The sequence below is a fragment of the Bradyrhizobium sp. 153 genome (assembly GCF_023073835.1).
Taxonomy (GTDB): Bacteria; Pseudomonadota; Alphaproteobacteria; order Rhizobiales; family Xanthobacteraceae; genus Bradyrhizobium.
The window spans coordinates 238,392-261,828 of record NZ_JADPKH010000015.1; the positions used below are offsets into that span (position 1 = coordinate 238,392).

A 23,437-nucleotide genomic window follows, 5' to 3' on the forward strand; every position below is an offset into this window, starting at 1 on the left:
CCGGCCCGGTGCCGCGCTTGTCGCGGCATCAAGCCGGATTAGGAATGACCGTCCCTTCCAACGAAATCGAAGAACTCGAACAGCGATTGCAGTCGGCCGCAACCGAGAATGCACGGCTGCGCGGCGAGCTTGCGGTCGCGCGGGATCGCCAGAACGCCAGCGCCGAGATCTTTCGTACCATCGCAGCCTCGCCCTCCGACGCCCGGCCGGTCTTCGCGGCGATCGCGTCCAGTTCGAAACGCCTGCTCGACGGCTTCTCCGCCACCGTACTTCAGTTCATCGGCGACGAGCTGCACCTCGTGGCGTTCACGCCGACCAGTCCGGCGGCGGACGAAGGGCTCAAGGCGTCGTTCCCGCGCAAGATCGCGGACTTCCCAACGTTTGCCCTCGTGCGCGATGGCGAGACGATCCAGTTTCCCGACAGCGAGGCTGCCGACGTCCCGGAGCTGAACCGAAGGCTGGCGCGGCTGCGCGGCTTCCGCAGCGTGCTGTTCATGCCGCTGATGAACCGGGGCGCCCCGGTCGGCATGATCAGCGTCACGCGCGCCGAGCCTGGCGCGTTCGCGCCCGATCTCGTGCAGCTGCTCCAGACCTTTGCCGACCAGGCCGTGATCGCGATCGAGAATGCACGGCTGTTCAACGAGACGCGCGAGGCGCTGGAGCGCCAGACCGCAACCGCCGACATCCTCAAGGTGATGGCCGCCTCGCCATCCGACGTGCAGCCGGTGTTCGAGGCCATCGCCGCCAATGCCAATCGCCTGATCGGCGGCTTCTCCACGGCGGTACTGCGCTACATCGACGGCGCCGCGCACCTTGCGGCATTCACCCCGACCGATCCGGCCGGGGATCGTGTGCTCCAGAATTCCTTTCCGGTGCCCTTTGCGCAGTTCCCGCCATACCCGCTCGTGGCCAATGGCGCCGCGGCGCAACTGCCCGACACCGAGCTCGAGCCGGCCGCGCGCGACATCGCGCGCGCCCGCGGCTATCGCAGCATGCTGTTCACGCCGTTGATGAGCGAGGGCGAAGCCATCGGCATCATCATCGCCACGCGCCGGGCGACCGGCCGCTTCGCCGAGCATCACGTGCGGCTGCTACAGACCTTCGCCGACCAGGCGGTGATCGCGATCAAGAATGTGAGCCTGTTCAACGCCACCAGGGAAGCGCTGGAACGTCAGACCGCGACTGCCGACATCCTCAAGGTGATCGCGGCCTCGCCTGCCGACGTGACGCCGGTGTTTCAGGCCATCTCCGACAGCGCCAAGGCGCTGATCGGCGGGCACTCCTCCACCGTCACACGCGTCGTCGACGGCATGCTGCATCTGGCAGCCTTCACCACGGACGTTGAGGCCGGCAACGCAGACTTGCTCAGCTCCTTCCCGACGCCGCTGTCGGCGTCAGGCATTCACAGCCGGGTGGCAAGAAGCGGACAATATGCCTTCCGCAGCGACATGCAGAGCGAACCCGATCTCACCGAGGCCATGAAGGAGTTGGCGCGGACGCGGGGCTATCGCAGCATCCTCGTGGTGCCGATGCTGCGCGACGGCATCGCGATCGGCACCATCGCGGTGACGCGGCGGGAGCCCGGTCATTTTCCGGAGAAGGCGATCAATCTGCTCAAGACCTTTGCCGATCAGGCCGTCATCGCGGTCGAGAACACGCGCCTGTTCAACGAGGTGCAGGACCGTACCCGCGAGCTAGCAAAATCGCTCGACGACTTACGCGCCGCGCAAGACCGGCTGATCCAGACCGAGAAGCTTGCATCGCTGGGCCAGCTCACCGCCGGCATCGCCCATGAGATCAAGAACCCGCTCAACTTCGTCAACAATTTTGCTTCTCTCTCCGCCGAGCTGACGGACGAGCTGAACGAGGTGCTTGCGCCTGTCATGCTCGCAGACGACATCCGCGCGGAGGTCGACGAGCTGACGGGGCTTCTGAAGGGCAATCTGCAAAAGGTTGTGCAGCACGGACGACGTGCCGATTCCATCGTCAAGAACATGCTGCTGCATTCGCGAGAAGGCGGCGGCGACCATGGGCTGAGCGACATCAACGCGCTGGTCGAGGAGAGCCTCAACCTCGCCTATCACGGCGCACGCGCCGAGAAGCCGGGATTCGACGTGACGCTGAAGCGCGAACTGGATCCCGCGGCCGGGCAAGCCGAAGTGTTTCCGCAGGAGATCACCCGGGTGCTGCTGAACCTGATCTCGAACGGCTTCCACGCGGTCACCAAGCGCAAGGCCGAGGGCGCAGCCGATTACGATCCGGTGGTGATCGCTGCGACGCGCGACCGCGGCGACAGCATCGAGATCCGCATCCGCGACAATGGCACCGGCATTGCGGACGAGGTCAGGGAGAAGATGTTCAATCCGTTCTTCACCACCAAGCCAGCCGGCGAAGGCACCGGCCTCGGGCTGTCGATGAGCCACGACATCGTGGTGAAGCAGCACGGCGGCACCATCGACGTCACGACGGAGCCCGGCGCATTCACGGAGTTCACGATCCTGCTGCCGCGGAAGAGCAGCTTTCCGGAGCGAAGCCGCGCCTAACTGGCTGCGATTCCCTACTCCGCCATCTCGACCGGCTGCGCGGTGGCGGGCCCGGCGAGCGGCCGCTCCTCCATCGCAATCAGGCAGAGCGCGGCGATGGTCATCAGCGCGGTGGCGGCGCCGAACACGTAACGGAAGGCGTGCCGCATCTCGTCGGCGGGGATTGCGACGCTGCCTGCGGCGTGATGCTCGCCCGCGAGCGGAACGTCGGTGCCGAGCGCGATCAGCAGGATCGCCGCGAACGCCGCGACCGTGAACGAGGACATCAGCGAGCGGAAGAAATTCATTGCGCCGGTGATGGTGCCGACTTGCGGACGCGCGACCGAGTTCTGCAGCGAGACCACGCACACCGGGAAGGTCGTGCCGAGACCGAGCGCGAACGCGGCCATCAGCGTGAGGAGGCCCCATAGCGGCAAGGTCGTGAGTGTGAGGCCAAGGCCGCACAGCGCAGCCCAGGACGTGCCGATGATGGCGACGCGCTTGTAGTGCTTGGCGCGCGCCATGGTGCGGCCGGCAATCGCCGCGCCGCAGGTCGAAACCGCCGCGAGCGGAATCAGCGCAAGCCCGGCCTCGCTGGCGGTGAGATGATAGACCTGCTCGTAATAAAGCGGCAGTTGCACGGTGAGGCCCGTGATCGCGCCGAGACCGCAACCGCCGGCCGTCAGGGCGAACGGCGCGACAGTCCCACCGAGCAGCGGCAGCGGCAGGAACGGCTCGTCCGCACGCCGCGCGTGCCAGACAAAGGTCACGACGAGCGCGACGGCGCCACCCAGCATCGCAAGCACGGCCGGCGACAGCCAGGCATAGCGCGTGCCGCCCCAGGTCAGCACCAGCATGAACACGACGGCGGACGCCATCAGCAACACGCCGCCGAGCCAATCCACCTTTCGCTTGCGGTGGAACACCGGGATCTTTTTCATCCTCGGCAGCAGCAGCGCGATCGCGGCGGCTGCCAGCGGCAGGTTGATCCAGAAGATCATCGACCAGTGCAGATGCTCGGCGAACACGCCGCCGATGACCGGGCCGAGGATGCCGCCGACCATCCAGACGCTGGAGAAATAGGCTTGGTATTGGCCGCGCTCGCGCGGTGAGACGACGTCAGAGATCACTGTCTGCACCACCGGCATGATGCCGCCGCCGCCGAGGCCCTGAAGACCGCGCGCCAGAATCAGCATCGGCATGTTCGGCGCGATCGCGCACAGCACCGAGCCCGCGACGAACAGGCTGAGCGAAGTGATGATCATGGCCTTGCGGCCGTAGATGTCGCTGAGCGTGCCGAACACCGGCGCGACCGCGGTCGAGGCGAGCAGATAGGCCGTAATCACCCAGGACAGGCTGGAGACGTCCTGGAACTGGCGTCCGATGGTCGGCAGCGCGGTCGCCACGATGGTCTGGTCGAGCGCGGCCAGGAACATCGTCACCATTAGGCTGATGACGATGGTGCGGACCTCGTCCTGTGACAGCGGCACTGGCGGGGCGACGGATGGCGCGTCATCGACGCTGATGACTTCGCTCGGAAGGCGGGACAGCTCTTCGGCAATGTCGTCAGGCAACGCCTGGATGTCGGCAGAACTGCTCTGCCGGTCGAACTTGTTCATCTCGCTCGGACGTCGTGTGGCGGCGCAACGCCGCGAAGGATTCGTTCTATGCAGCCCAATGTAGACAGCAAAATCCTTCCCGGGCAGGCACCGGGGCGCATGGGTGCATCCCGCCGCCGGGTCATCCCGAACCCGTGATCCGGAGTCTGCGGCAGTCAGTTCTTCGGCCGTCGCTTCAGGCGGGCTCGTTTCGGCAGCGCGGCCGGCCATTGCACGATGTGGTCCTCGAGATCCTCGTCCGGGATCTCCTCCTCGCTGCCCTCGACCCGGCCACGTACGGAGACGCCGGCCTCATGCACGGTATTGGGATCGCCTGACACCAGCGGATGCCACCAATAGAGGTCGCGCCCCTCGGCAACTAGCTTGTAGGCGCAGCTCGGCGGCAGCCAGTTCAGGATGCGGACATTGGCCGGGGTGAGGCGGACGCAGTCCGGAACCTTGTCGGAGCGATTCGGGTAGTCCTTGCAGGCGCAGCTCGCCCCATCGAGCAGCTTGCAGCCGATATGGGTGAAATAGATCTCGCCGGTGTCCTCGTCCTCGAGCTTGTTCAGGCAGCAGCGCCCGCAGCCGTCGCAGAGGCTTTCCCATTCATCCTGAGACATCTCTTCCAACGTCTTGGTTTTCCAGAAGAATCCTTCCTGGCCGGAAGGTCGTTTGGGAGCTGCGGTCATGCGCCTCAACAAGAGTTCGAAAGAGCTACGGCGATGTCATCTACGGCGTGCGGCTGTGCAGGTGCAAGCAGAGGCCCTTTGAGGCCCGTAATGACCCGGGGTCAATTAGGCCTGTTGTTCAAAATCGCGAGCGTGGCCATTGGTTTATGGGCCCTGCTCGGCTAGAACGAACAGCAAGTCCCCAAAGGACGCGAACCGGGCGCCTTGGGTTTGCCGCAACATTCCCGCAAGACGTCTCGATGCCGCCCCGGCCGGGTGCTTGAACGCTTTCGAAGCAAGCCGCAAGGGTTCTAGGTGCGCCAGATCATACCACCGCATTGGAAGCAGAAGATCCGGAATTTCCTCCTGGATCTCGATGCGCGCATCGACTCCTCGCTATTCTCCTCGGCCAAGGGCATCCGCGAGCTCTACGAGCGCTACTCGACCTTCATGGACCGGTTCTATGTCGGGCGGTGGAAGCGCTGGGTGTTCATCGAGCCGCTGTCGGAAGCCGCCACCGTCGGCCTCGGCGGCCTGGTCGTGATGCTCACGCTCGCCATCCCCGCCTTCCGCGAGACCGCGGACGAGGACTGGCTGAAGAAGTCCGACCTCGCGGTGAGTTTCCTCGACCGCTACGGCAACCCGATCGGCAGCCGCGGCATCAAGCACAACGACTCGATCCCGCTGGAAGACTTTCCGGACGTGCTGATCAAGGCGACGCTGGCGACCGAGGACCGCCGCTTCTACGACCATTTCGGCATCGACGTCGCCGGCACCGCGCGCGCTCTCGTCACCAATGCCCAGGCCGGCGGCGTTCGCCAGGGCGGTTCCTCGATCACCCAGCAGCTCGCCAAGAACCTGTTCCTGAGCAACGAGCGCACCATCGAGCGCAAGGTCAATGAGGCCTTCCTCGCGATCTGGCTGGAATGGCGCCTGAGCAAGAACGAGATCCTCAAGCTTTATCTCGACCGCGCCTATATGGGCGGCGGCACCTTTGGCGTCGATGGCGCCGCGCATTTCTACTTCAACAAGTCGGCGCGCGACGTGACGCTGGCGGAAGCGGCGATGCTCGCCGGCCTGTTCAAGGCGCCGACCAAATACGCCCCGCACATCAACCTGCCCGCCGCCCGCGCCCGCGCCAACGTCGTGCTCGACAACCTCGTCGATGCCGGTTTCATGACTGAGGGCCAGGTGTTCGGCGCCCGCCGCAATCCGGCCTTCGCGGTCGACCGCCGCGACGAAGCGTCGCCGAACTATTATCTCGACTACGCCTTCGACGAGATGCGCAAGCTCGTCGACACCTTCCCGAAGTCCTACACCGAGCGTGTCTTCGTGGTACGCCTTGCGATCGACACCAATGTGCAGAAGGCCGCCGAGGACGCGATCGAGAACCAGCTGCGCCAGTTCGGCCGCGATTATCACGCGACACAAGCGGCGACCGTCGTCGCCGATCTCGACGGCGGCATCCGCGCTATGGTCGGCGGCCGCGACTACGGCGCCAGCCAGTTCAACCGCGCCACCGACGCCTATCGCCAGCCCGGCTCCTCGTTCAAGCCCTACGTCTACACCACCGCCCTGCTGAATGGCTACACGCCGAACTCGGTCGTGGTCGACGGCCCCGTCTGCATCGGCAACTGGTGCCCGCAGAATTATGGCCATTCCTATTCCGGCTCGGTGACGCTGACCCAGGCGATCACGCGCTCGATCAACGTCGTGCCGGTGAAGCTGTCGATCGAGATCGGCCGGCGGGATCAGCCGAAGGCGCCGAACCCGGCCAAGGTCGGCCGCGCCAAGATCGTCGAGGTCGCCCGCCGTTTCGGCATCAAGGCGCCGCTGCCCGATACGCCGTCGCTGCCGATCGGCTCGGACGAAGTCACGGTGCTCGAGCATGCCGTCGCCTATGCGACGTTCCCGAACCGGGGCAAGGCGGTGACGCCGCATTCGGTACTGGAGGTGCGTACCGGCGCCGGCGACCTCGTCTGGCGCTGGGACCGTGACGGTCCGAAGCCGCGCCAGGCGATCCCCGCCTCCGTTGCGGCCGACATGGCGGGCATGATGAGCCACGTCGTCAGCGAAGGCACCGCGCGCCGCGCTGCGCTGGACGGCATTCCGACCGCGGGCAAGACCGGCACCACCAACGCGTATCGCGACGCCTGGTTTGTCGGCTACACCGGCAATTTCACCTGCGCGGTGTGGTACGGCAACGACGACTACTCGCCCACCAACCGCATGACCGGCGGCTCGCTGCCGGCGCAGACCTGGCACGACATCATGGTCGCGGCGCATCAGGGCGTCGAGGTGCGGGAGATCGCCGGCATCGGCATGGGTCAGAAGCTGCCGCCGCAGCATGTCAGCAACGCGCAGGCCAATGCGGCGCCGAAGGTGCTGGAGACCAAGCCCGGTCCGCCGCCCGTGCTGACCAAGCGCGGCGCCGACGTTCTGGTGCGCGTCGAGAAGCTGCTGGATGATGCGGCCAAGACGGCGAACAAATCGGCCGCCGACACCAAGCCGGCCTCGTCGACGAGTGCGCTCGCCTTCCCGCAGAACTATGCGGAAGAGAACGCCAACGCCTCCGCCCCGCGCAAGAACTGATCGAAACCCGTGCGGCTGATCCTGATCACATTGACGGCCCTTCTGCTCGCGACGGTGGTCGGCGTCGGCGCCACCTGGATGACGACGACGCGCGGCACCGAGATCGGCGCGCTGACCATCGGCGCCTGGACCGCGCGCCCGCGCACCGGCACCGCCGACGTCGATCCCTATTCGCGCGCCACTATTGTGCGCAACGGCGAATTGCCGATCGGCACCGGCGACGGCGTCGCCTTCACCGCGACCACCGACGACAAGAAGAAGGCGCTCGACGGCCGCTGCGACGTGATCGTCTCCGGCGTGACACCGCCGGCGCGGTTCTGGACGCTGACGCTGTACGACCGCAAGGGCCACCTCGTCGCCAATTCGCTGCAGCGCTACGGCTTCACCAGCCAGGAGATCGTGCGCCAGTCCGACGGCTCGTTCGAGATCCGCATCGCCTCGCGCTCGCGCGCCGGCAATTGGCTGCCGACCGGCGGCATCGAGCGCTACGCCTTGATGCTGCGCCTCTACGATACCCCCGTCGGCGTCGCCACTCGCACCCAGCGCGATGCGCCGATGCCGCAGATCACGACGGTGGGCTGCTTATGATCCGCCTGTTGTTCACCATCGTTGCCGGCATCATTCTAGGTCTCGTGGTCCATCTCGTCAGCGTGCTGGCGCTGCCGCGGATCGCGACGCAGGACGCCTATTCGCGGCTGACGCCGATGACGAAGGTGAACGCCGTCACCCAGCTTCCCCTCGCCGATCCGCAGACCTCACCGATGCCGTTCATGGATCCGGCCTTTGCGCTCGCGATCTGCCGCTACGATCTGTCGGGCGGGCCGATCAAGCTGACCGTGCCGGTGAGCCCGGCCTACACCTCGGTGTCGTTCTACACCCGTAACGAGATCGCCTATTACGCCATCAACGACCGCTCCGCGGGCCGCAAGGTGATCGAGCTCGACCTGATGACGGAGGCGCAGCACAACGAGCTGCCCGAGGACGAGGAGGTCACCGCGGCCGACCGCCTGATCATCGATTCCCCTGCTACCACCGGGCTGATCGTGATGAAGGCGCTCGCCCCCGAGCCCGGCCTGATGCCGCAGGCGCAAGGCTCGCTCGCGGCCGCGACCTGCGCCCCCCAGACCGAGCCGCCGGCCAAAGCCGAAGCGCCGCGCAGCCGGCGCTGAAGCGCGCCGCTTCGGCAGCGCAGCAACAAAACTGCGAAAACAACCCCATGCACAGTAGCCAAGCTACTGAAGTCAAGACCGTTTTCATGTCGGCATTTCCTCCATAGCGGCCGCGAGGCGCTGGGCTCGGGCCAAACGTCCTTTTGACACGTCGGGCAAAACACCGGCACAATGCCATCATCGAGGGATCGGCCGTTGCGCGTGCGGAACCGCGCGGCCGACAATTGCTCCCCAGTAATCTGACCGCAGCCGCGATGGCGGGAGATGTCAGGCGACAGTAGGACGCAATCGAAAATCGATTGCGCCCGTTGAAGCAGCACGTTTCCAGCGCTATCGATCTGAAAAACTTGCGTTAAGCGGGAGAAACGCATGAGCACCATCACCGGCGGCTGTCACTGCGGCGCAATCCGTTATCAAATCGAGGGCGAAGCAATCGTGCACGCGCTGTGCCACTGCCGCGATTGCCGGCTTCACGCCGGCGCTCCGCTCGTCGGCTGGACGATGTATGCGGAGGATGCGGTCAAGGTGACCAAGGGCGAGCCCAAGGTGTACCGGTCTTCGGAACATGCTCGGCGGCGCTTCTGCGGTGACTGCGGAACTGGCCTGTTCTACGTCAACGCCAACATGCCTGGGATCATCGACGTCCAGAGTGCGACCTACGATGATCCCGATGCCGTGCCGGCCACGATGCACATCCAGGTCGCCGAGCGTCTGCGCTGGATGGAGCGTGCACACGAGCTGCCGACGTTCGATCGCTTTCCTCCGCAGCCCTAGCGACAGGCGTCGATCCGGCTTCGCGCCAACGTTTAAGGCATTCCAGCCGCGAGCTTGATCCGCGCCTCAAAACTCCAACTTGTCGCGTATGGCTTCGATCCCGGCTTTCGCGCACGCTTCGTCCGCGTCGCCGCCCGGAGCGCCGGATACGCCGACCGCTCCGACCAGAGAGCCGCCTGCTTCGACGATCAGCCCGCCTCCGATGATGACTGTTCCGGGAAGATTTCGAATGCCCGCCTGCATCATGCCGGGTTGGCTGATCGCATTCAGATCGGTCGTACTGGTCTTGAACGACGCAGCTGTCCACGCTTTGCCGGATGCCGTTATTGGCGTGTGAGGACCTGCAAAGCGGTCGCGCAGCATCACTTGCGTTAGACCGGAGCGATCGACGACAGCGACGGCAACCTGGTAGCCACGGGCGCGGCAGCTATCCAACGCGGCACGCGCGAGATCGAGCGCCAGCTCCGGACTAAGCGATTTGTAGGCAACGAGGGCTTCTTCCGCCTCCATTGGACTGATGCACGCGATCAGCAGGGCGGTCGCGACCGACAGACATCGAGCGTTCATGGCTAACTCCGGCGAGGTTGGGCAGATGCTATTTGACCTCACCATATGCCAGATCATCGAACAGGGTCACGCTATCCGCCTTGGTCCACAGGCCGATCATCCCGGCATTCGTAATCGTGGCGTCCTCCACCTCGAATAACGGCTTTCCATCAAAGGTCACCTTGAATCGATGTCCCGCGAAGTCGCAACGCAACGCGTGCCATTGCCCGGACGCCACCGGTGTGCGGACGCCATATCCGCCCTTGCGACCGACAATCTCCAGTGACGTTCGAATGCCGTTGATTGTCTTGTAAAGCACGACATTGTCCTCCAGTGCGTTGGCCCGCACGACGTAGTAATTGTCGGCATCCTTGGCGCGCCAGATGATTCCCGCGGCGCGATCTTCGGACCCGGTAACCGCCTTGAACTTCACTTCAACAAAACCGTCGCGGATGGTGGTACCACTCTTGATGGCGACCGGAAAAGTCGCCCGTCCGGATTGCTTGAGGACGTTCGGCTTGCTTGGCGCTGTGGGCTCGGCCTCGACGGTCCATTTCGATTCTCCCTGACCGGTCTTCGTTAAAGTCCATCCTTCCGGCGGCATTCCGGCCGGAACGTTGTCAAAATTCAGGGTCTCGGCCATGGCGTTCCCTCCCAATAACCAAATCAGCATGGATGCAAGAGCAAGCCACGCCCATGCGGAAGGTCGCAACGAAAAGTTTGTGGCGGTGCCTATCATCAATTTTCCTATCATCAACTTTTCGGTCCATCGGATCGGCGTGCGGCTTGCCTCGGCTCATCTGCAGTCATCGTTCGCCGGAGAATACCAGAAGGCGATCACCTCCAGGCAGTCGGGCGCCGTGTGCGCAATGAAGACGCCGCGCGTCTTCGGATCGAAGGCGGCGTCATCGAAATCGCTGTTCAGGCCATTCGGGACCGGGATGAAGCCCAAGCTCTTCAGTGGCATGAAGCCTCATGGTCAGCGGGAGGAAAACGGCAGTGTCGACGCGATCAGCGAGAGCCCGGCGATCAGCAGCAATGCCAGCACAGACTTGCGAAAGGTCTCGTCGTCGATCATTCCGAACAGCTTGAATCCGGACCAAAGGCCGGCGACCATGAAGGGAACGCCGAGTACGTACAGCATCAGTGTTTCCTTGGTGATCGTGCCGGCCGCCGCCTGGGACAGAGAGATGACCACGAAGGCGACGAACAGCACCGGCTGAAAGACGGCCCGCTGCACATCCTTCGGCCAACCTCGCCACTGGCACGATATCGTGGAGATGACGCCGCCGAGTCCTGTCAGCCCGCCAAGCATCCCGTTTGAGATGCCGATCGCGATATCGGCGCCGGTCCCGATCTTCATCGGCGCGAACACCGGCCTTGTGAGGCCATATATCGAGTAGACCAGCAACAATAATCCGACGCCGAACCTCAGATAGACGGGATCGAGATAGGCGAGAATTCCAACGCCGATCGGAATGCCGATGACGGTTCCTAGCGCGAGCGGCCATGCCTTGCGCAGATCCACCACATGTCGCAGCTTGTACATGCCGTAACCCTGGGTGAGCAGACCGTATCCAGCGATCAGAGTGGCGGTCTGTATCGGCGTGATGATGTGCAGCCAGACGCCGGAAACCACCAGACCCATCGCAAAGCCCGAGAAGCCGCTGACGAAACCGCCGACGAGGGCGGCAAGAGCAAAGACAGTGAAGACAAGAACATCCATATGACCGTCCCCGGAACGAGGTGGCGAGCGCTTGGATGGGAATCCATCTCACGGGGAGCTCGCGGTACCCCCGAAATCATCAGGTGTTATGTCAGACGCTTCTCCCGCTTACCTCCCGTCCTCGCGATATGCTGCAAGATGCCGGCGAGCACATAGCTGCTGGCCTTGGCGCCATAATCGACGTGACAGGTGCTCGTACATGTTGAGCGCCAGAATCGGCGTTCCGCCGGCAGGCTGTCAGTGACCCGACGCCCACTGATTGACGAGCCTGCGATCGCGCGGCGACCGGCCGACCGCGAGGTCCTGACGCGAGAGGAATAGAAGGGTTTGGAGATGGATAGGCAAACGGCAGACATGCAGCGTCCTTATCGAAAAAGGGACGCGATTCTTGGGCATGTCGCCTCACGGGGAGATCGCTTCCCCGTACCCGCAACTATTGCGCAGCAGGCGGATTTGTCAAATGCCCTCCGCACTCCGCTCTGACCAGCGGATGGATATTTCAACTGACTCGTAGACAACCAGCGCTTGCGAGCGTCCGGAGGTTGGCTGTCGATTCACCGCCGTTCACGATCGTCAGGATGAGCTCGCCAATCTCGGCCCACGGTTTGATGCTCCTGCCCGGATGAGTCAGCTCGACCCGCGCGTTCGCCTTCGCTGCCGCCTTGCGCTTTCCAATCACGGCCAATCTGAACGTCTTCAGCATCCTTTCTGTCCTGCTCGCGGGCCTGCTCGGCCTGCCCGGGCGTTTGATCCGGTTGCACTGGAACGGCGGCCGGACCCGACTGCGTCGGGACCTTCTCCATTTCGGCGGCAAGTAAGGGGCCGACAGCGCAGGACAGCAGAACTGCCGTTATCATCGCAAGAACGCGCATGGTTTCCTCCTCTGTTCGATGAACGGTAACAACCGGTCCGCACATGAGTTCAGAAAGGATCGCAGCGCTTGGCGCTGCACGGCGGGGCAAGGCACGACAAGTGCCTTGCTCCACGCCCATGCATTGGACCAGCGCTTCGGATGACTTGGACTCGGTCAAGCACGCGACTGGCCCGACGAACATCATCGTGCGCAGCTCCCTCCCGGGCGTCAGCTCTTCGTGCTGGCCGTCTTGTCGAGCGCCGCCCGCAAGCCCTCTGCAAGTTTGACGGCATCGTCGTTGGCCCAGAAATGCATGAAGAAGAGCCGCGGCTGCTCGTCCAGCATGTGGCTGTGCAGCGCCGTCACCTCGATGCCATGCGTCCGCAGCGCCGCGAGGACCGGGTTCACCTCGTCGCCGGTCAGGACGAAATCGCCTGTGATGGCCGCCTTGCCGCCGCCGGTCGGCTGAAAGTTGATGGCGATCGCAACGCCCATAGCGCCGACCGGAGTCAGCGGCATGCCGTCCTCCGTGATCGGGTCGCGCCGCTTCACGTTGAACTGATAGACGCCGCCATTGCCCTGCCCCTTGACGCCGATGATCTGGTCGAGCTTGGCCGTGTCGAGCTCGATGGCAGGCGGCGCGTTCCCTGGCGCCGCGGCCGTCAGCGGCGTCTTGCTTTCGGCAAGCCCATCATGGATGGCCGAGGCCAGTTTGACTGGATCTCCGTGTCCGGCGATGTGCATGTAGAATGTGGCCGGGCTCGCGCGAAGCAGATGATTGTGTACGGCGGTGATCTCGAGACCGCTCGCGATCATCTTCGCCATGACGGGATTGACCTCGGTCTCGAGCAGCACGAGGTCGCCCATGACCATGGCGCCGCCATGCGCCGGCTTGAACGCGACCCAACCGCCAAGCGCCAGCGCCGGCTTGATGGTCACGCCGTCGAGCGTCACCGTGAGATCGGTGCGAGGAAAGCCGTAGCGATGGACATCGTCCGTAACAGTGGGCTTGCGGCCCAGCGTCTCATCAACCTTCTGCCAGTCGACATTCTGGGCGTGAGCCGCCACCATGAAGCAGGTGCCGATGAGCATCAGAACCGGGATTGTCTTTCTCATTGAACTGCTCCCTCAATCTGGATTTCGTCCGCCAGTGCCTCACTTCTGCTCCTTGATCTGGCCGCCACTGTCGACGACGAGCCGCACTTGCTTGCCGTTCTTGACGGCCTTTGCGGTCGTGCCCTCGGCGGTCGACTTGACGTCGCTGACCTGCGAATAGCCGGCAGCCTGGATTTTGGCGATGAATTCCTCCTGTGTCAGAGCGTGTGCGCTCGACAGCCCTGACGCGAACGCGAGAAACAGGGCGGCATGAAGGATGCGTGTACACATGGTCTTTCTCTCCAGGTGAAATCCCTGCCCCAGGTTAGATCGGCTTGCGACGTGGCGCCCGGATGAACCCGGGAGACGCAACACGATGCGGCCATCGATGCGCTTCGGCGTGCGCACGATGAACCAAGAATTGTTCGGATGAGATCGGGTAATCATGACATGCGGCGCCCTTGGTGATCAGGACGCGATGCTTGGGCATGTCGCCTCACGGGGAGATCGCATGTCCCCGTTGCAGCGAGTAAAAGCCTCGACGGACGAGCTGTCAACGCGCGCATGCCCGCGACCGGTCAAGAAATGTTCAACGTTCCGACGGAACCGGCCGAACCTGGGTCTTGAAACATGCGAACCATCTCACGTAGATTGCCCGCGTGGGGATGAAGCAGACTCCCCGTGAGACTCCGGTCCAAGCTCTGCGCAGCACGCAATTCGTGGAGCTTGCGCATGGACACCGAGGAACACCCCACTTCCCGCAACACCGTAGCCATTCTCTCGCGCGGCGATGCTGCCGCGCGCCGGGAGGCGACGGCGCAAAACAGCCGCTTCGTTCGCGTCTTCGAAGCACTCGCCGCTATCGGCATCGAAGCCCAACCGGTGATCTACGACGAAAGCTTCGCCGATGCGGTGCGCGACCAGTTGCTCGCCGCCGACGGCGTGCTCGTCTGGATCGATCCGATCCATCAAGGCAAAACCCGCGCCGAGCTCGACGACCTGCTGCGCGACGTTGCAGCGCAAGGTACATGGGTGAGCGCACATCCCGACGTGATCCTGAAGATGGGCGTCAAAGAGGTGCTCTACCGGACGCGTCACCTGGGCTGGGGCACCGACACGCACCGCTATGATACCGTGGCGGCCTTTCGCGCCGAATTTCCATCGCGCCTGCGGGCAAGCGGCCCGCGCGTGCTGAAGCAAAATCGCGGCAATGGTGGCCAGGGCGTTTGGAAGGTCGAAGCACTTCCGAACACGGACGCCATGGTCCGGGTGCTCCATGCCCAACGTGGCAGCCTGCCTGAGGACACCCAGCTCGATGCCCTCATCGCGCGCTGCGAGCAATATTTCGGCTGGGGTGGCTGCATCATCGACCAGGCATTCCAACCTCGTCTGCCCGAGGGGATGATCCGCTGCTACATGAGCGGCGCCAGGGTCGCAGGCTTTGGGCATCAATTGATCAAGGGCTTGATCCCGCCGCCGCAGGGAGGCCCGGATGCTGCTGAGGCGCAACCGGGACCGCGAATCATGCACGGGCCTGATGCGCCGCCGTTCCAGTCGTTGCGAAGGGCCATGGAGCACGAATGGACCCCGCAGATGATGGAGACGCTCGGCATCGATGAATCTTCGCTGCCGGTGATCTGGGATGCGGACTTCCTGTACGGGCCACGCGATGCGTCAGGGGCCGACACATACGTTCTGTGCGAGATCAACGCGAGTTCCTGCTTTGCCATCCCCGAGGAGGCGCCGGCAGCGATCGCGCGAACAGTCAGGCACCGCTTGCTGCGCGCTCAGGAGGTGCGCTGCGGCTGACAGAAACTGTCGGGACCAATAAGCGTGCGCCGACCTCGTCCGCCATCCGGCCGTGGCGGTCGCGCGACCCTGGCAAACACCTTTGCGGCCTTTCGCCCCGCTGACCCGCCCCGCTTCATCCTTGCGGAGCCTTGTGGCGCGTTTGCAGATATGCTGCTGATGAATTGGCTGCTCGGACACTCGCACGGCCAGCCCAATCCCTGCTGCGGAGGCAACCCGATGACCGTCACGATCTATCATAACCCGGCTTGCGGCACCTCGCGCAACACGCTTGCGATGATCCGGCAGAGCGGCGTCGAACCTGTCGTCATCGAATCGCCGCCATCCCGCGAAACGCTGGTCGAGCTCATCAAAGGCTTGGGGATCTCCGCTCGCGCGCTGCTGCGGGAGAAAGGCACGCCCTTTCACGACCTCGGCCTCGATGACCCAAAATGGTCCGATGACGAGCTGATCGACCAGATGCTCGCGCATCCCATCCTGATCAACCGTCCGATCGTGGTGACCCCAAAAGGCACACGACTGTGCCGTCCCTCGGAAGCCGTCATCGATCTCCTGGAGAATCCCGTTGGCCGGTTCGTGAAGGAGGACGGCGAGGTGGTGGAATCGCGATAGGCAGGTGCTGCTCTCGCCGGCCGCCCCGCACCGTTCGCAACGCTATCCAAGCAGCCCCTTCAAGCCGGCGTAGATCGAGCCGACCGCGGTTGCGGCGACACCGGCCAGCGGCCCGGCTGTCTGCATGAGGTCCTGGATCAAGCGGGCACGGCGGCGCAGTTGTTCCTCGCCGACATGTTGTCCCAGCAGGCGCGCCACGCGGAAGGCGAACGCGTTCGGTTTGCCCCCGTGCGACAGCACACGCGGCAAGACCTGGAAGATCACGACGCTCAAGATATTGCCGGAGACGAAGGCCAGCAGGATGCTCGCGCCATATTCGAACACTTCCCGCCACTCGATCCAGATCGTCGGCAGGATCGGGACGTGATCGTGGATCCCGGTCACCGTCAGCATCGCGAAGATGCTGACGCAAGCCGCCAGGAACCCCAGCACAAATGCCGTCAGGGCGAAGACCCGATGCAGTGGATAGGCCACGAAACCGAACAGCAGCGGTATGGCGATCGATGCGATCCGAAGCGGGATCGGGGACACGTTGAAGGTGATGGTCACGAGCACATGCGCGATCACCAGCAGCAGGGACGGAATGGCAATATAGAGCACCGCATGCGTTCCGTAATAGCGCAGCGGATTGTTGTAGCGCTCGAGGCGGACATTGACACGATCGAGATCGCGCCTGATCTTGTCCAGATCGGCAACGATCTCGTCAATCTCGACAAGCGTCGGCCGCACGACGCGCAAGTCCCGCGAGCAATGCTTGCACGCGATGGCTTCGTCCTTGATCGTCTCGGCGCAAAACGGACATTCCATCGCTAGCGCGACTTCCTTCGCCTCATAATGGCCTCGACCTCGTCTCTGGCCTTCCGCAGTTCATCACGCAGCTCCTCGCGCTTGCGCAGGAGATCGTCACGCTCGGCGATCAGCGTGGCGGGAACGGCGATGTCGCGCCCGCAGGACGCACAAACCAGCGCACCCTCTGCAGTTCCGGACTGGCAGTAGGGGCACGTCACTTGGGTGCGACCTTCAGCGTAAAGATGGTCGTGCCGGGCCGACCATCACTGTCCTTGATATCGACGCGCACCGTGTATTCGCCCGGCGGCAGTTCCGCATCCTGCATGTTGATGCCGTCGGGCTGGACGAAGGGCTTGACCCGCGGAGTCAAGTCGACATTCGGCGTCCGGAGGAAGATCACCCTGACCGAGTCCGGATCAATCTTTGCGCCGCCATAAGACTGAAACTTCAATACCAGTCGCAGAGGTGAACTCGCCGAGTCGCCCGGCGAGACGAACTCGACTTTGGGGCCGCGCATGATGCCGCGCTGATCGACGGCAACCGCGCCCTTCGGCGGCGGCAGCTTCGCTTCCTCTTCCGTAATCAATGGCGTGGCGCGCGTTGGTCCGGAGAACAGCAAACCTGCGGCCATGAGGCCCAGCAAGACATTCCGCTTCATTGTCCGTGCACCCCTTCCCCGGTTGGTCAACGCAAGCCGCCATCGCCGATGATGGTGTACGGCGCCCAGAACAGCGGATGCGCATAGGCGAACTCGGTCTTGCCCTCGCTGTTGAGATAGCCGGGACCATCGATGAGAGCCATCGTCGCCTGGCGCAGCGCCTCGCTGCGCGACAGCTTGGGATCTTCGGCCTGCCGCTTGAACAAGTCTGTCACCAGTTGCCGTGCCGACTGCGAATGCACCGACCAGTTCGTCACCAGCAGCGCCCGCGTTCCGGCATAGAAGAACGCGCGCCCGAGCCCGGATGCCGCCTCGGCCCCTGCGCCAGCGCCGGCGCCGGTGTTACAGGCTGACAGGACGACCCAGTCCGCGTCCAGCTTGAGACCGAGGATCTCCTCCATGGTCAAGAGCCCGTCGCCGCCCTCGCCCGTCACCGCCGGTGACGACAACGCGAGCGCCGGTTGCGTCAATCCGTTCAGCTCGCCCGGGACCAGACCATGGGTGGCAAAGGCCAGGATTCTGAAGCCGGACAGATTCATCGTCTTCACGGCGCTCTCGGTCGCGCTCTTGCCAAGGAACAGCACCTTCGAGGGGTCCGCCTGCAGCGCCAGCGCGATCGATTTGAGCTCGTCCGCGGTATCGGGCAGACGAGGCAACAGACCGAGCTCGGCGCTGTCGACGCCCTCGAGCTTGGGACTGTTGCGTCGCTTCAGCGGCCCGCCGCGCGTGACGTTGCCGCTGGCGTCGGCGACCTGAATCTTCTGCCCGCCTTCCGCCTCGGCCTGCTGATCGCTGTTGAAATAGGGATCCCCGAAGGCCACGAGGTCGCCGCGGCCGGGCTTGCCCGGCGGCAGCTGCCGCAATGTGCGCAACGCCGCCGCCGACGGCACCGTCGATACGGCATGGGTTCGCGCCAGCCACGGCACGTTGCGATAACCGATGAAGAGCGGGTCCTCATCCGCAGCCACCTCTGCCGGTGCCGTCGGCAACAACGCCAGCGGCAACAGTCCCAGCGCGCCATTGGTCACGACGATCAGGTTCCTGGCCGGCTTCCAGCCGCTCTCGACCGGCTTGAGCAGCAGCTCGTAAAGTTCATGGCCGAGCTTGAGATCGAAGGGCGGAATGTCCGAGATCATCGCGGCCTGCGGCTCGAGCGCTTCGCGCAGCTTGCGGATCTTCGTTTCGATGTCGCCGATCCTGGCCTGGACGGCCGCGAACGCCACCGGCCCCGACTTCGGCACGGCCCAGACGAAGCTGCCGTTCTGGCCGAAATAGAACGACAGCATGGCCTCGCTGTCGGCCAGCGTCGCACGAATCTCGGCAACGCTCGGCGGCTTGGGCGAGACGAGATCGGCGTAAGTCGGGAACTTCTGCTTGATCTCCTGGCGTGCCTTGTCGCGCTGGCCGCGCAAGGCGGCGATCGAGGCCTGGATTTGCGCAACGCCCTTCTCGTCGCGCTCCGCCGAGGGAAGCGCGAGCACGTTGTTGAGCGTGCCGAGCTGGGCATTGACCTGCTTGGTCAGGTCCTGCTCCTTGCGCACGAGCTCGGCGAGGGCGGGATCCTTTGCCGCCGCACGCGCGCTCGACGCCGCCAGCGCCTGCTGCACCGAGCGACCACGGACGGCGTCAGCGAGGCTGAACGTCTCTTCGCCGACCTCCTTGCCGGCTCCTTCCGCCCTGCCGAGCAGCAGCAGATAGCTCTCGACGATGGTCTGCAGCCGCTGACTCCGCGCAGCCACCACGGTCGTGTTCTCGTCATCGGCATTTTCGTTGGCGCTCGCCATCATGACCGGAATGGCGGCCTTGAACTCCCTGATGGCATCGGCATCGCGCCGAGCGCGCATCAATCCGACCGCCAGCGTGCCACGCGCCGAAGCCGCGTCGAAATGATTTTCGCCGACCCGGGCGATCTGCTTCTTCACGAGCTGCTCGGCGGCGGCAATGCCTGCGTCGAGCTGCCCGGAACCATAGAGCGACAGGATCCGGGCCGGATTGAGCTCGAACACCTGGCGGCGCTGCGGCTCCCAGCCGGCCACAGCCTTGTCGATCCGAGCAAACATCGCGCTTGCTTCGGCGTTGTTGCGCCGAAGCGTCAAGATGCCGGCAAGCTGCGACAGCAGCTGCACCGTCGCGTGCGAATCCTCCGGCACACCCACGGTCTTGTTGATGTCGAGGGCAACACGGCCGAGCTTCTCCGCCTCCTCGTAACGGCCCTGATCGACCAGAATGCCCGCCAGCGCCATCACGAAACGCGGCGTCACGGGATTGTACTTGCCGGTATCCTTCAGGCGCGAGAGCAGCGCGCGGCGCGCGTCCACCTCGGCCTCGGCGAGCCTGCCCTGCTTCGCCTTCATGCGCGCCTGGTTCAACACGGTCCCGTCGATCGCCTGCAGCAGAAGGGTCTCGGCCGGTGGATTGTCCGATTCCATGACGGCCTTCGTGCTTGCGCGCTTGCGAAGCTCTGCCGTGCGATAGGCAGCCTCGGCTTCGGCAAACTGTCCGCGTGCCTCGAAGATCAAGGCGCGAGCGATCTCCAGCTCGCCCTCCCAGCTCTGGCCAAATCGAGCATAGGCGGATCGCCAATTGGGATGACCGCTGGTGCGGGCCTCCTGTATCGCGGTCTGGGTGCGGCGAAGATAGGCCTCCGCCTGCGCGACGTCTCCCATCTGAATGAGGACGGATGCGATCGCGCGGTTCGTATTGAACTGCATTCCCCTGGCGCCCGGCATGCTGGCCGATTCGCGCAGGAGCCTTTGCATGATCTCAAGCGAGCGTTTCGGATCGCCTGCAAGAGCGTGCTGCAGGGACTGGAGCTGCAACATCCGCCCCAGCAAATGAGGACTGACGGCGCCGCGCCCAACCTCCACGGCCTTGTCGGCGTCGGCGATGGCTTCGCCGAGCCGGCCGAGCTGCGCGCGCGCGTTGGCGCGATCGAAATAGAACTGCGCCAGATCCTGACGGGATTCCTTCCCGCTCGGTGCGGCATCGGCATCCGACTTCAATTCGGCGATCATCTTCTCGTCGGGCTTGTCGCCGTCGAGGATCGCCGTGATGTCGGCGATGCTGCGCGGCGGCGCAACGAAGTCCTTCGGAAGCGCAGCGCCTTGCTCGAGCTTGGGCGCCGCTTCCTTCGGAAGCTCGACTGCGACATTGGCGCGGCCATTGGCGGCATTCAGCGCCGCTTGCACGCAGGCCCGGACCTGAGGCGTGGCCTTGGCGCGACAAGCTTCCAGATTGGCGCCCCCGGCGGGGCCTCCGCCTGCACGCATGCACCCCTGCACGATCGGTCTGCCGACGGTCATCCGGCAATTCTCGATCGCCGCCTCCTTGGTCAGCGCGGCTGCGGAGCCTGTCGATCCAAGCAGAATGGCAAGTGCCAGCAGGTGGTGTGGTGAAACGTCCAGACGGCTCTTGAACGGACGCGTGGCGTCTAAGCTCATCTTGAAGGACCTTTGGGTAAAATGACTTGAAGAAACGAGATAATCCTATCCAGACGGCCCGGAAGGACAAGCACAATCAATGCGGTTCCCGATGCCACAAGAGCGTTAGCGGGCTACCGCCGGCATAAGGTGCCTAGGATCGCGCACGACAGGCGGCTCAACCTCGTCGCGCCGATTGGCCGCGAGGTAAGATGGCCGCGCTCGACAGGCAGCGAGTTTATGCGGCGAGCTTGTACGTCAGCCCTTCGAGACGAGCGCGCGGCCGTAGGGCGGCTGCGCTGCGACCGGCGGGTTGGCGGTCTGGGCGGCGAGCTCGCCGATCAGGCGGTCGGCGTCGGCGGCCATGCCGTCGGGGGCCTGGATCACCAGCCGCTCCAGCGCCCAGCGGTAGGATGAAACCCGCTGCTCGAGGCATTGCTGCACCCACTGCACGATCAGCGAGTTCTCCTGCATGCGCGCGACCGCGTCGTCCTTCTCCCTCGGCGAGAGCGCGGAGACGCGCGCCATGCTGGCATCGCGCTTCCTGTCGAGATCGATGACGCGGATGGCGCTGGCGAAGAACGGCTCGAAGCGTGTGATGTCGTTGCGCACGTCCTCGATCAGCTGCGCATAGCGCGAGGAATGCGAGCGGTGCGGCTCGTCGATCAGCGTGCGCCCGTACATGGTGCGGTCGAACACGATCTTCTGCCGCCAGGGCGATGGCAGCGGCTTGTAGTCGCCGAACACGGTCTTCCAGGCGGGGCGCGATAACGGCGGCTCGATCATGGGATAGGCGAGGTCGCGAAGCTGGCGTTCTTCGTCGGTGAGCTGGAATTGCGAGGGCTTCAGGCCGACGCTGGAGGTGACCTCCGCACCCAGCCAGCGATGCATGTCGTCGCTGCGCATGTCGGCGCGGGTGCGGCCGAAATCGCCGCCGCTACAGGCGCCGAGCGTCGCGCCGAGCAGCGCGAGCAGGACGGCCGATACGAAAGGCCGGATCTGGCGAATGGTGTCCGGCATTGCAAAGCCGGACGTCAGCGGCGGCGACGACGGCGCCCCGGCGCTGTGCCCTGCTCTGGCCCGCGATCGCCGCTGGTTTCGTCCGCCACGCGCTCGATACGGATCACCGGGAGGATCAGAACCATTCCCGTTTCCGTGCGCGGTGTGGCATCCCCCGACGAGCCTGCCCGGCGACCGGCCGGAAATTCGATGATCGTCCCCATATCCAGCTCTCTATCAATTGCCGCGCGACCAAACCGCTCATGCAACATGCATTCATTAAGATCAGTTCATGGTTAACGGGATGTAAACGCGCTTTCCGGACCGTAACCGCACGGGCCGTGCCGCGCCGTCCCGTTGCGGCACGACAATGCCATAAATTGCCGAGCCGGCTTCACGCCTCGTTTTCCTTAACGAGACTTTAAAAGAACCTGCGATAGGCTCGTGACAAGTGTCTCTCCCGAGTTGCGTACGCCTCAATGACCAAGTCGCTGTTTCCCGGATTCGACGGGCTGATGACCCTCTCCCGTCGCGAAGGCGTCGACATCCGTCCGACGCTGCTGCGCGTGCTGACCGACCTCTATGTCCAGACGCGCGTCCACAGCGATGACGAACAGCGGCAATTCGTCGAGCTCGCCACACGTTTGATCGACCAGGTCGACGACGCGACGCGCGCCGCCGTCAAGGCGCGGCTCGCGGTCTATCCATCGACGCCGGTCCCGATCCTCCAGAAGCTCGGACTGGTCGCCGCCCAGGAAGGCCGCAGGGTTCCGCTGGCGCGAGAGATTCCGCAGCCGCCGGCACCCGCCCCGGTCCGCACGCCCACCGAGGCCGAGCAGCGCTTGGCCTCGAACATGGCGATGCAGCCGAAGGACGCCGCCGAGATCCACGACATGTTCTTCCGCGCCGGCGCCTCCGAGCGCGCGCTGATCCTGCACAATCTGGCGCAGACCCCGCTCAAAGCGGCGCCGCGGATTCCGGCCGTGCGCGCCAAGCGCGCGATCCAGATCCTGGAGATGGCGGCGATCGCGGGTGACATCGAGAACTTCACCCTCGAGCTCGGCGACAGCCTGATCCTGCCCTCGCGCGTCGCGGCCCAGATCGTCGACGATGCCGGCGGCGAAGCGCTCGCGGTCGCCGCGCGCGCACTCGACATGCCGAGCCCGGTCTTCCAGCGCATCCTCTTGTTCTTCAAGCCGGAGATCGGGACCTCTGTGAACGACGTGTACCGGCTGTCGCGGCTCTATGACCGGCTCGGCGAGCGCTCGGCGCTGGTGATGCTGGCGGCCTGGCGCGGCTCGACGCTCGCCGTCACCCGCGCAAAGTACCAGTCTTCGCTGCATGACGGCGAGCGCCAGCGCGCGCGTACAGGCGCAAGCCAGACGCGGCCGGGCGTGCAGCCGGGCACGAGCCCGACGGTGCGCACCCGCACCGGCGGATCGGATCGGTAAGGCTTGCCTTCACAGCCAACGGCATTGGATATCGCGCGCGCGACGCCCCCAAGCTCGTCATTGCTGTGCATGTTCACTAATTCGCTGATTGGATCGCTCCAGCGGAGGACGATCCGATGCGCGACAACAGCTATGACCGGACGATTGAGCGCAA

General features: G+C 64.6%; 23 protein-coding genes. 8 read left to right on the top strand and 15 right to left on the bottom strand.

Annotated elements, in window-relative coordinates; genetic code table 11:
* Window positions 1-44 precede the first annotated feature (44 nt).
* A complete protein-coding gene (locus IVA91_RS03580) occupies window positions 45-2,543 on the top strand; it encodes a GAF domain-containing protein (RefSeq protein WP_247275866.1) in 2,499 nt (832 codons plus the stop codon).
* A gap of 14 nt (window positions 2,544-2,557) precedes the next feature.
* Here the strand turns inward: IVA91_RS03580 and IVA91_RS03585 are convergent, their stop codons facing one another.
* Entirely contained in the window at window positions 2,558-4,141 is a 1,584-nt protein-coding gene (locus IVA91_RS03585) for an MDR family MFS transporter (protein ID WP_247275867.1), read from the bottom strand.
* A 155-nt stretch (window positions 4,142-4,296) separates the two neighbouring features.
* Window positions 4,297-4,812, bottom strand: a complete 516-nt coding sequence (locus IVA91_RS03590) for a YcgN family cysteine cluster protein (RefSeq protein ID WP_247275868.1) — start codon at window positions 4,810-4,812, stop codon at window positions 4,297-4,299.
* A gap of 294 nt (window positions 4,813-5,106) precedes the next feature.
* On the opposite strand from IVA91_RS03590, the gene IVA91_RS03595 reads away from it, so the two are divergent.
* The 4 genes from IVA91_RS03595 to IVA91_RS03610 all read left to right on the top strand — a co-directional run bounded on the left by IVA91_RS03595 (window position 5,107) and on the right by IVA91_RS03610 (window position 9,326).
* Window positions 5,107-7,383, top strand: coding sequence for a PBP1A family penicillin-binding protein (locus IVA91_RS03595; RefSeq protein WP_247275869.1), 2,277 nt, complete (start codon window positions 5,107-5,109; stop codon window positions 7,381-7,383).
* Window positions 7,384-7,392: 9 nt separating this feature from the next.
* A complete protein-coding gene (locus IVA91_RS03600) occupies window positions 7,393-7,971 on the top strand; it encodes a DUF1214 domain-containing protein (RefSeq protein ID WP_247275870.1) in 579 nt (192 codons plus the stop codon).
* Complete coding sequence (locus tag IVA91_RS03605; RefSeq protein ID WP_247275871.1) at window positions 7,968-8,552, top strand: DUF1254 domain-containing protein; 585 nt, start codon at window positions 7,968-7,970, stop codon at window positions 8,550-8,552. The genes IVA91_RS03600 and IVA91_RS03605 overlap by 4 nt, the downstream gene beginning before the upstream one ends.
* Before the next feature lie 369 nt (window positions 8,553-8,921).
* Window positions 8,922-9,326: a GFA family protein gene (locus IVA91_RS03610; RefSeq protein WP_247275872.1), complete on the top strand. Its 405-nt coding sequence runs from the start codon at window positions 8,922-8,924 to the stop codon at window positions 9,324-9,326.
* Window positions 9,327-9,392: 66 nt separating this feature from the next.
* Here the strand turns inward: IVA91_RS03610 and IVA91_RS03615 are convergent, their stop codons facing one another.
* The 7 genes from IVA91_RS03615 to IVA91_RS03645 all read right to left on the bottom strand — a co-directional run bounded on the left by IVA91_RS03615 (window position 9,393) and on the right by IVA91_RS03645 (window position 13,837).
* Entirely contained in the window at window positions 9,393-9,893 is a 501-nt protein-coding gene (locus IVA91_RS03615; RefSeq protein ID WP_247275873.1) for a heme-binding protein, read from the bottom strand.
* A gap of 28 nt (window positions 9,894-9,921) precedes the next feature.
* Window positions 9,922-10,515, bottom strand: a complete 594-nt coding sequence (locus IVA91_RS03620) for a hypothetical protein (protein ID WP_247275874.1) — start codon at window positions 10,513-10,515, stop codon at window positions 9,922-9,924.
* A 153-nt stretch (window positions 10,516-10,668) separates the two neighbouring features.
* Window positions 10,669-10,839 carry a hypothetical protein gene (locus IVA91_RS03625; protein WP_247275875.1) on the bottom strand — a complete coding sequence of 57 codons (171 nt, stop codon included), beginning with the start codon at window positions 10,837-10,839 and terminating at the stop codon, window positions 10,669-10,671.
* Window positions 10,840-10,851: 12 nt separating this feature from the next.
* Window positions 10,852-11,598 carry a sulfite exporter TauE/SafE family protein gene (locus tag IVA91_RS03630; protein WP_247415461.1) on the bottom strand — a complete coding sequence of 249 codons (747 nt, stop codon included), beginning with the start codon at window positions 11,596-11,598 and terminating at the stop codon, window positions 10,852-10,854.
* Between the two features lie 499 nt (window positions 11,599-12,097).
* On the bottom strand, window positions 12,098-12,301 hold the full coding sequence (locus tag IVA91_RS03635) for a hypothetical protein (protein ID WP_247275876.1): 204 nt from the start codon (window positions 12,299-12,301) through the stop codon (window positions 12,098-12,100).
* Between the two features lie 378 nt (window positions 12,302-12,679).
* Window positions 12,680-13,567 carry a DUF1259 domain-containing protein gene (locus tag IVA91_RS03640; protein WP_247275877.1) on the bottom strand — a complete coding sequence of 296 codons (888 nt, stop codon included), beginning with the start codon at window positions 13,565-13,567 and terminating at the stop codon, window positions 12,680-12,682.
* A 39-nt stretch (window positions 13,568-13,606) separates the two neighbouring features.
* Window positions 13,607-13,837 carry a hypothetical protein gene (locus IVA91_RS03645; RefSeq protein WP_247275878.1) on the bottom strand — a complete coding sequence of 77 codons (231 nt, stop codon included), beginning with the start codon at window positions 13,835-13,837 and terminating at the stop codon, window positions 13,607-13,609.
* A 441-nt stretch (window positions 13,838-14,278) separates the two neighbouring features.
* Between IVA91_RS03645 and IVA91_RS03650 the strand changes: the two genes are divergently transcribed.
* Window positions 14,279-15,355 carry a Cj0069 family protein gene (locus IVA91_RS03650; protein WP_247275879.1) on the top strand — a complete coding sequence of 359 codons (1,077 nt, stop codon included), beginning with the start codon at window positions 14,279-14,281 and terminating at the stop codon, window positions 15,353-15,355.
* 219 nt (window positions 15,356-15,574) lie between these two features.
* Window positions 15,575-15,967 carry an arsenate reductase (glutaredoxin) gene (gene arsC, locus IVA91_RS03655; RefSeq protein WP_247458336.1) on the top strand — a complete coding sequence of 131 codons (393 nt, stop codon included), beginning with the start codon at window positions 15,575-15,577 and terminating at the stop codon, window positions 15,965-15,967.
* A gap of 42 nt (window positions 15,968-16,009) precedes the next feature.
* Here the strand turns inward: arsC and IVA91_RS03660 are convergent, their stop codons facing one another.
* The 6 genes from IVA91_RS03660 to IVA91_RS03685 form a co-directional block, all read right to left on the bottom strand.
* Window positions 16,010-16,774 carry a hypothetical protein gene (locus IVA91_RS03660; protein WP_247275881.1) on the bottom strand — a complete coding sequence of 255 codons (765 nt, stop codon included), beginning with the start codon at window positions 16,772-16,774 and terminating at the stop codon, window positions 16,010-16,012.
* Between the two features lie 2 nt (window positions 16,775-16,776).
* A complete protein-coding gene (locus tag IVA91_RS03665; RefSeq protein ID WP_247275882.1) occupies window positions 16,777-16,974 on the bottom strand; it encodes a hypothetical protein in 198 nt (65 codons plus the stop codon).
* Window positions 16,971-17,399: a hypothetical protein gene (locus IVA91_RS03670; RefSeq protein WP_247275883.1), complete on the bottom strand. Its 429-nt coding sequence runs from the start codon at window positions 17,397-17,399 to the stop codon at window positions 16,971-16,973. Before IVA91_RS03670 ends, IVA91_RS03665 begins: the two co-directional genes overlap by 4 nt.
* Before the next feature lie 41 nt (window positions 17,400-17,440).
* Window positions 17,441-20,854 carry a CHAT domain-containing protein gene (locus tag IVA91_RS03675; protein WP_247275884.1) on the bottom strand — a complete coding sequence of 1,138 codons (3,414 nt, stop codon included), beginning with the start codon at window positions 20,852-20,854 and terminating at the stop codon, window positions 17,441-17,443.
* Window positions 20,855-21,091: 237 nt separating this feature from the next.
* Complete coding sequence (locus tag IVA91_RS03680) at window positions 21,092-21,853, bottom strand: hypothetical protein (RefSeq protein WP_247275885.1); 762 nt, start codon at window positions 21,851-21,853, stop codon at window positions 21,092-21,094.
* Between the two features lie 14 nt (window positions 21,854-21,867).
* Complete coding sequence (locus IVA91_RS03685; protein WP_247275886.1) at window positions 21,868-22,056, bottom strand: hypothetical protein; 189 nt, start codon at window positions 22,054-22,056, stop codon at window positions 21,868-21,870.
* Between the two features lie 255 nt (window positions 22,057-22,311).
* Here IVA91_RS03685 and IVA91_RS03690 point away from each other — a divergent pair, with 255 nt between their 5' ends.
* Complete coding sequence (locus tag IVA91_RS03690) at window positions 22,312-23,283, top strand: DUF2336 domain-containing protein (RefSeq protein WP_247275887.1); 972 nt, start codon at window positions 22,312-22,314, stop codon at window positions 23,281-23,283.
* Window positions 23,284-23,437: the final 154 nt, after the last annotated feature.